At 64.9% G+C, this 7572-nt stretch carries 8 protein-coding genes and 1 pseudogene; 7 read left to right on the top strand and 2 right to left on the bottom strand.

What is annotated here, in order from left to right; translation table 11 throughout:
* The 7 genes and pseudogenes from AAZU54_RS24195 to AAZU54_RS24165 all read left to right on the top strand — a co-directional run.
* A pseudogene (locus tag AAZU54_RS24195) lies at positions 1 to 108 on the top strand (IS110 family transposase); the annotation flags it as partial.
* 107 nt (positions 109 to 215) lie between these two features.
* Positions 216 to 461 carry a 4Fe-4S dicluster domain-containing protein gene (locus AAZU54_RS24190; protein WP_008096634.1) on the top strand — a complete coding sequence of 82 codons (246 nt, stop codon included), beginning with the start codon at positions 216 to 218 and terminating at the stop codon, positions 459 to 461.
* A 118-nt stretch (positions 462 to 579) separates the two neighbouring features.
* The gene (locus AAZU54_RS24185) at positions 580 to 1986 is read left to right on the top strand and encodes an ABC transporter substrate-binding protein (RefSeq protein ID WP_186552916.1); all 1407 of its coding nucleotides are present in this window, start codon (positions 580 to 582) and stop codon (positions 1984 to 1986) included.
* 50 nt (positions 1987 to 2036) lie between these two features.
* A complete protein-coding gene (locus AAZU54_RS24180; RefSeq protein ID WP_434727760.1) occupies positions 2037 to 2819 on the top strand; it encodes an ABC transporter permease in 783 nt (260 codons plus the stop codon).
* The gene (locus tag AAZU54_RS24175) at positions 2819 to 3676 is read left to right on the top strand and encodes an ABC transporter ATP-binding protein (RefSeq protein WP_186553224.1); all 858 of its coding nucleotides are present in this window, start codon (positions 2819 to 2821) and stop codon (positions 3674 to 3676) included. The genes AAZU54_RS24180 and AAZU54_RS24175 overlap by 1 nt, the downstream gene beginning before the upstream one ends.
* A complete protein-coding gene (locus AAZU54_RS24170; protein ID WP_405129757.1) occupies positions 3673 to 4638 on the top strand; it encodes a HEAT repeat domain-containing protein in 966 nt (321 codons plus the stop codon). Before AAZU54_RS24175 ends, AAZU54_RS24170 begins: the two co-directional genes overlap by 4 nt.
* Positions 4638 to 4913, top strand: a complete 276-nt coding sequence (locus AAZU54_RS24165) for a DUF971 domain-containing protein (protein ID WP_405129758.1) — start codon at positions 4638 to 4640, stop codon at positions 4911 to 4913. The genes AAZU54_RS24170 and AAZU54_RS24165 overlap by 1 nt, the downstream gene beginning before the upstream one ends.
* A 101-nt stretch (positions 4914 to 5014) precedes the next feature.
* On the opposite strand, the gene AAZU54_RS24160 is transcribed toward AAZU54_RS24165, so the two are convergent.
* Positions 5015 to 5878, bottom strand: a complete 864-nt coding sequence (locus AAZU54_RS24160; RefSeq protein ID WP_434727759.1) for an ABC transporter ATP-binding protein — start codon at positions 5876 to 5878, stop codon at positions 5015 to 5017.
* Entirely contained in the window at positions 5875 to 7449 is a 1575-nt protein-coding gene (locus AAZU54_RS24155) for an ABC transporter permease (protein WP_434727758.1), read from the bottom strand. The genes AAZU54_RS24160 and AAZU54_RS24155 overlap by 4 nt, the downstream gene beginning before the upstream one ends.
* Between the last annotated feature and the right edge of the window lie 123 nt (positions 7450 to 7572).

Below are 7572 nucleotides of genomic sequence, written 5' to 3'. Positions count from 1 at the left end.
ACCCAAGCCTTGGTCATCTTGGCTCGAAAGCTTGCCCGCGTGGCTTTCGCCCTGATGAAAAATCAGGGCGAATACATCACCAGAGCTATGAAATTGGCTTGCCCATAACCATAGAATCTCCCACGCCTGGGATCTAGCGTGGGAGCGGGCTTGCCCCGCGATTGCGATGCCACTGACAGAACGAGGGCCAAAAAAGGCCCCAAGGACCCCGTGAAATGGCCTATCAACCCCAGGAAATCTTCTTTCGCAGCAGCGCCCCGGTGACCATCGACGAAGACAAGTGCATCGCCGAAAAAGGCTGCACCGTCTGCGTCGAGGTGTGCCCCATGGACCTGCTGGCCATCAACCCGGCCACGCAGAAAGCCTACATGGCCTTCGACGAATGCTGGTACTGCATGCCCTGCGAAAAGGACTGCCCGACCGGCGCCGTGAAGGTCGATATCCCGTACCTGCTGCGCTGAAACACCTGCCATCCGGCGAACCACCGGACGCCCACCTGCTGTGCCCCTCGTTTCCCACCACCCAGTCAGGGCGGCGGAGACGACTCAAATACCTAAAACGATTCGAGGGGAAACACCCATGCGCCTTGTAGCAACCGTGGCCGGCCTCGCGCTGGCAATCGCTGGCCTGAATGCCCACGCCGAAACCATCCGCGTCGCCATCGGCACCCAGGACACCACCATCAACTGCGCCACCGGCGGCCTGCTGATCCGCGAGCTGGGCCTGTTGGACAAATACCTGCCACACGATGGCAAGTACAAGGACGCCCAGTACCAGATCGAGTGGAAGAACTTCACCAGCGGCGCGCCACTGACCAACGAGATGGTCGCCGGCAAACTGGACTTCGGCGCCATGGCCGACTTCCCCGGCTCGTTCAACGGCGTCGCCCACCTCGATGCTGGCAAGCGCAGCCTGTTCATCAGTGTGCTGTCCGGTAGCGTACACGGCAGTGGCAACGGCATCGTGGTGCCGGCAGCCTCAGGCGTGCAGTCGCTAGCCGAGCTCAAGGGCAAGACCATCTCGGTGCCATTCGCCTCGACCGCCCACGGCATGCTGTTGCGCGCCGTCGCCGCCCAAGGCTGGGACCCACAGAAAGATGTGCGGATCATCGCCCAGGCGCCAGAGATTGCCGGTTCGGCCTTGCGCAGCAACCGCATCGAAGCGCATGCCGACTTCGTGCCGTTCGCCGAGCTGTTCCCCAATCGCGGCTTCGCCCGCAAGATCTTCGATGGCTCGCAGGCCAATGCGCCGACCTTCCATGGCGCGCTGGTCGATGCCGACTACGCGAAGAAATACCCCGAGGTGGTCACCGCCTACCTGCGCGCCAGCCTTGAGGCCGATCGCCTGATCGCCGCCGAGCCAGAGAAGTACAGCGAGCTGATCGAGAAGGTCACCGGCATCGAAGCCGAGGTCAATTACCTGTTCCACGGCCCGCTCGGCTTGCAGACCCGCGACCTGACCTGGAAGCCTGAATACCGCCAGGCGGTGGCTACGTCGATCGACACCCTCAAGCTATTGAAGAAAACCGACCGTGGCCTGGACACCGCGCAGTTCATCGATGACCAGTACATTCGCGCCGCCTTCAAGCAGGCCGGGCTGGACTACGAGCAGGCGCTCAAGCACTACCAGCCACTGCCGCTCAAGGCCAATGACGCCCTGACCGGCAAGCCGATCACCGACTTCAGCCGCCTGGCGCAGATTTGGGTGCGCGGCGAAGACAAAGTGCGCCACTACGCCTCGCCTGAGGCAGCGCTCAGCGCCTTGGCGCAGCTGGAGCAGGAGGGCAAGGACATCCGCGCGATCTACGCCCAGGCCGCTGACAGCGGTATCAAGCTGTTGGCCAACCAGGCCTGGTTCGTGCGTAACGGCAAGGGCGAACTGGCAGCCTTCCTGCTCAAGGATCAGGCCGAGCAGTTCGCCAAGGCCCACGGTGGCGAGGCGCTGGACTTTGTCAGCGCCAACCAGAAGCTGGTCGCCCAGCGCTGATCGGCCGGCCCCGACCCGGCAGCGGGCGGGGCCAACCTGGGAGAATTTTCATGACAAGCACCTTCACGCGCTGGCCTGTGCGACTGGCCTCGCTGCTGGCCTGCCTGCTGTTCTGGCACCTGGCCGCGAGCAGCAAGCTGAACCTGGGCCTGCTCACCTTCACTTATGTGCCGACACCCAAGGCGGTGCTCGATGCGGCTTGGCAACTGCTGATCTCCAGTTCGTTGCTCGCGCACCTGACCAGCAGTCTGTCGCGGGTGTTTTCCGGCTACCTGGTCGCGGCTGTGCTGGGCGTGTCCCTGGGGCTGGTGATCGGCCGCTCGAAGTGGGCCGAAGACACCCTGCTGCCCCCCCTGGAGGTGCTGCGGCCGATCCCGGCGGTGGCGTGGATTCCACTGGCGATCCTGATGTTTCCATCGTCTGAGCTGTCGATGGTGTTCATCACCTTTACCGGCGCGCTGTTCCCGATCCTGCTCAACACCGTGCATGGCGTCGAGGCGGTCGACCCACGGCTGGTCGCCTCGGCGCGCAGCCTGGGTGCCGGGCGCTACGCGATTCTGCGCGAGGTGATCTTGCCGGGTGCGCTGCCGAGTATCGTCACTGGCCTGGCCATCGGCATGGGCACCTCGTGGTTCTGCCTGGTCACTGCCGAGATGATCGCCGGGCAGTTTGGCATCGGCTACTACACCTGGGAGTCCTACACCTTGCAGAACTACCCGGACATCATCGTCGGCATGCTGTTGATCGGCGTGCTGGGCATGGGCAGCAGTGCCCTGGTCAAACGCCTCGGCGCGCTGGCCACGCCCTGGTATCGGCTGCGGAGGGGCGCATGATGAGCAGTTATCAACAGGCCCCCGAGCCTGGCCGTATCGAAGCGCGCGGCGTGTCGATACGTCTGGGGCAGGGCAGTCAAGCGTTCGAGGCGGTACAGGCGCTGGACTTCACCATCGCGCCGGGCGAGTTCGTCTGCATCCTGGGGCCATCGGGTTGTGGCAAGTCCACCCTGTTGGGGGCTTTGGCCGGTCATCTGTTGCCCAGCTCGGGCGTGCTCGAGGTCGATGGTGCGCCAGTCGCGGGGCCATCGCCGGAGCGCGGCATGGTCTTCCAGCATCACACCCTGCTGCCGTGGCGCAGCGTGCTCGACAATGTGGCCTTCGGCCTCAAGATGCAGGGCCAGGGCAAGCCTGAGCGGCATCGACGCGCCAGCGAAATGCTCCAGCTGGTGGGCCTGGCCGACTTCGCTGAACGCTGGCCAAGCCAGCTCTCTGGCGGTATGCAGCAGCGCGCCGAAATTGCCCGGGTGCTGATCAATCGCCCGCGCCTGCTGCTGATGGACGAACCCTTCGGCGCCCTCGACGCGCAAACCCGCTCACGCATGCAAGAGTTGCTGCTGGATATCTGGACGCGCATCCGCACCACCGTGGTGTTCGTCACCCATGACATCGACGAGGCGCTGTTCCTGGCTGACCGGGTGTTGGTGATGAGCCCACGCCCAGGTCGTTTCATCGAAGACCTGCGCCTGAGTTTTCCTCGCCCACGCCGCGCCAGCTTGCTGACCAGCGCGCAGTTCACCCATCTCAAGCGTCACTGCCTGGCCTTGCTGCGCCACGAGGAAGGCCGCGAACTGCCGCGCCTGACGCCACTTGGCCTACCCGACACTGACCCTCCACCGCTACGGATCGCGCTATGACTGAACGAACTACAGACCACCCCGATATTGCCGAATTGCTCCCGCGTTTGAACGCCGACGACGCGGCCGTGCGGCGCATCGCCCTGATCGACTTGGCCGATCTGGAAGAGCCCGAGGGCTTGCCGTGGCTGACTGATGCGCTGCTGGTCGACTCCTCGACCGAGGTACGCACCGAGGCGGCGCGTTTGCTCGAAGCCTGGGAACAGCCAGATGTGGTGCAAGCACTGTGTGCTGCGCTGGCCGACAGCGCCGAGCCGGTGCGCCTGGCCGCCGCGCAAAGCCTCAGTGAGTTGAAGAGCCTGGAAGCGGGCTTGCTGATCTTGCCTTGGGTGAACCATGCCGATGCCTTTGTGCGCGCCAGTGCGTTGCGTGCCCTGCGCGAACTGCGCCTGGAAGACGCCGCAGGCCCGGCGCTGCTGGCGCTGCAAGATGCGGACGCCGCGGTGCGTCGCGAGGCCGTGGGAATTCTTGGCTGGCTCAAGCATGAGCCGGCCTTGCCAGCGTTGGCCGGGCTCGCCGCGCAGGAGCCGGACACCGAGGTGCGCCGCGCAGCCATTGGGGCGTTGGGCCTGGCCCGGGATAGCAGCGTGTTGCCCGCGCTGACTGCGGCATTGCGCGACGAGGCCTGGCAGGTGCGTGAAGAAGCCGCCACCACCTTGGGCAAGGTCGGCCATGCCCAGGCCGGCCCGGCATTGGTCGAGGCCTTGGCCGATGATTATTGGCAGGTACGCCTGCGCGCGGCACGCTCGCTGGGGCGCCTGCGTTTCCGCCAGGCCCTGCAAGGGCTGGCCGAGCTGCTCGGCCACGGCATCGCCAACTTGCGCAAGGAGGCCGCATTGGCCTTGGGTGAATTGGGCGATAGCGCCGCGCTGCCGGCGTTGCGCAATGCCGAGGCTGACAGTGATCCGGAAGTGCGCAAAGCGGTGCGCATTGCCCTGGCGCAATTGCAGGGGGCGGCGTGATGAACGCGCCGAGCGGGTTACGTAATGTGCGCGGGCAGGGCGAGTTGGCGGTGCAATGGGCAGATGCGCTGCAGGTGATCAGCCATGTGCGGCTCAGGGGAGCGTGCCCCTGCTCGCAATGCCGGGCAAGCAAATTGCGCGGGGGCATTTCGGCGGTGCGCGATGATGTTCGGGTTGAGCGGATCGAGGTGCAGGGGTATGGCGTGCAGTTGGTGTTCAGCGATGGCCATGAGCGCGGGATCTACCCCTGGCAGTATCTTCGGGAGCTGGGTTGAAGCCGCTGGCCTCATCGCGGGGCAAGCCCGCTCCCACGCATGCCCGAGTAAATGGTCGTCCTGCGTGGGAGCGGGCTTGCCCCGCGATAAGGCCAGTGAACTCAAAGTGCGATCAATTCTGGGCGCAGACCTTCCACCCGCTGCACGGGCGGCTTCAGATAGCCGCCATCTCCGGTAATTTGGTGCAAGACCTTCTCGCGTAACCCATGCAACGCCACCCCGGTACGCTGGCGCGGGTGGTCCAGGTCGACTTCCACTACCGCCTTGATCCGCCCAGGTCGTGGCTCTAGCACCACCACCCGATCCGCCAGATAAGTCGCCTCTTCGGCATCGTGCGTCACCAGCAGGGTGGTAATCCCTGAGCGCTCGCGGATCGCCAGCAGCTCATCCTGCAACTGCTGGCGGGTCAATGCATCCAGCGCGCCGAACGGTTCGTCCAGCAGCAGGATGCGTGGGCTGGCGACCAAGCCGCGGGCGATCGCCACCCGCTGCGCCATGCCACCCGACAACTGATGCGGATAGGCCGATTCAAACCCGACCAAACCCACCAACTGCACGTATTCATGCACGCGCCGCGCGCGCTCGCCCTGGGTGAGCTTCTCGTTGACCAAGCCCAGGCCAATGTTCTGCTCGACATTCAACCAAGGGAATAGCCGATGCTCTTGGAACACGATGCCGCGTTCGCCACCAATGCCGTGTACCGGCTGGCCATCGACGCGGATGCTGCCGCTGTAGTCGGTATCCAGCCCCACCAGCAAGCGCAGCAGGGTCGACTTGCCGCACCCCGAGGCGCCGACGATGGCGATGAACTCGCCTTGGTTGATCGATAGGTCGAAATTACGGATGGCCTCCAATGCCTGGCCGTCGACGGTGAAGGTCTTGCTGACCTGCTCGAAGCTCACCAGCGGGGGCGTGGCGTCAGCCTGGTTGGCGGCGTGCAAAGCGGCGTTGATAAAGGCGTTCATGCGGTTCTCCAGCGCGTGGCGCGCGATTCGAGGCGTTGTCCAAGGTTGCCCAGCAGGGCGCCGACCAGACCGATCAGGACCATCGCGGCCATCACCTGGTCCATGCGGAAAAGCTGTTGCGCGCCGAGCATCAGGCTAGCGATGCCGCCGTCCGAGGGCATGAAGTATTCCGCACCAATGGTGCCCAGCCAGGCATAGATCAGCGACAGGCGCAGGCCGGCGAAAATCGCTGGGGCGGCGCCGGGCAGGACCAGCAAGCGCAGGCGGTGCGGCAGGTCCAGGCGCAGCGCGCGGGCGGCTTCGCCCAGCTGCGGCGACAGGCTGGCGATGCCACGTTGGGTGGCGATGAACAGCGGGAAGAATGCCGCCAGGCCGACGAACACCAACTTGGCCCCTTCGCCCAGGCCAAACCAGGCGGTCAGCAGCGGCACCCAGGCAAAGATCGCCACTTGGCGCAGCGCCGAAAGGCTCGGCCCGAGTAGACGTTCGGACCTGTTCGACAGCCCCAGCAGCACCCCCAGCAAAAAGCCTGCGCCGCCGCCAATCAGCAGGCCGGCCAGGGTGCGTTGCAGGCTCAGGCGCAGGGCTTCAAGCAGCGAGCCGTCTGCCACGCCAGCTTTCAGACTGTGCAGCACGCCTAGGGGCGAGGTGAGGATGTTGTCGTCGACCCAGCCGAAACTGCTGCTCGCCTGCCACAGTGCCAATAGCGCCAGCGGTAGCAGCAAGCCTTGCCAGGCTCGCGGCACGATGCTGCGGCGTTGCTCGCCGGTGGCCGGTTGCGGCCAGTACAGCAGGCGTCGCTCAAGGCTGCTGAAGCCGCGATCCATGCACGCCCCGACCAGACCGATCAACAGGATGCAGAGCAATACCAGATCGAGCATGAACAGCTGTCGGCCCCAGACCATCAGGTAGCCGATGCCCTCGCTTGAGGCCAATAGCTCGACCGCCAGCAGTGAGGTCCAGCCCGTCGCCAGGGCCAGGCGCACGCCCGCCAGGAACGAGGGCAGGGCGGCTGGCAGCAGCAGACGCCGGAACACCAGGTGACGCGGCAGACGCAGGGTTGCGGCCGCTTCGCGTAGCTTCGGTTGGGCGTCGCGCACGCCGACCAGGGTATGCAGGGTTACTGGCACCACGATGGCCTTGATCAGCACCACCAGCTTGAGCAGCTCGCCGATGCCGAAAAACAGCATGAACAACGGAATCCAGGCCAGCGTGGGGATCTGCGCCAACGCCACGAATGTTGGCAGCACCAGCGTTTGCGCTCGTCGCGAGGCGCCCAGCCAGGTGCCCAGCAACAGCCCGCCGGTAATCCCCGCGAGCAGCCCCCAGGCCAGGCGTTGCACACTTATCCACAGGTGGCTCCAGAGCTCACCGGTACCGAAGTCCAGTGCGCTCTGCCAGACCAGCGTCGGCGCCGGCAGAATCTGTTCGCTCATCCACTGCAAGTGGCTGGCGCTCACCCACAATGCGGCCAGCGCCAAAGGCAGCAGCCAGGGCAGTAGGCGCTCGGCGCCAATTCGCCATCTCGGCAGGGCCGGCAAGGCAGGCCCCGAGGTCAGCAGTTCGCTCATCGGGCATCTCTCGAAGCGTTGTTAGGTTATTCATTTATGGAATAAAAAAACTCCATTAATGGACTTCAAGAGATAAGAGCATGCGTTTCATGCATGGGGAAGCCTATCGACGTTGCGTTTTCC

Source organism: Pseudomonas sp. Je.1.5.c (genome assembly GCF_051129895.1).
GTDB lineage: Bacteria > Pseudomonadota > Gammaproteobacteria > Pseudomonadales > Pseudomonadaceae > Aquipseudomonas > Aquipseudomonas urmiensis.
The sequence above is the reverse complement of the archived record's forward strand: the minus strand, read 5'-3'. Positions and strand labels throughout refer to the sequence as shown.

Coding starts and splice junctions, on each gene's coding strand:
- AAZU54_RS24190 (WP_008096634.1), top strand. CDS start 216: ATGGCCTATCAACCCCAGGAAATCTTCTTTCGCAGCAGCGCCCCGGTG.
- AAZU54_RS24185 (WP_186552916.1), top strand. CDS start 580: ATGCGCCTTGTAGCAACCGTGGCCGGCCTCGCGCTGGCAATCGCTGGC.
- AAZU54_RS24180 (WP_434727760.1), top strand. CDS start 2,037: ATGACAAGCACCTTCACGCGCTGGCCTGTGCGACTGGCCTCGCTGCTG.
- AAZU54_RS24175 (WP_186553224.1), top strand. CDS start 2,819: ATGAGCAGTTATCAACAGGCCCCCGAGCCTGGCCGTATCGAAGCGCGC.
- AAZU54_RS24170 (WP_405129757.1), top strand. CDS start 3,673: ATGACTGAACGAACTACAGACCACCCCGATATTGCCGAATTGCTCCCG.
- AAZU54_RS24165 (WP_405129758.1), top strand. CDS start 4,638: ATGAACGCGCCGAGCGGGTTACGTAATGTGCGCGGGCAGGGCGAGTTG.
- AAZU54_RS24160 (WP_434727759.1), bottom strand. CDS start 5,878: ATGAACGCCTTTATCAACGCCGCTTTGCACGCCGCCAACCAGGCTGAC.
- AAZU54_RS24155 (WP_434727758.1), bottom strand. CDS start 7,449: ATGAGCGAACTGCTGACCTCGGGGCCTGCCTTGCCGGCCCTGCCGAGA.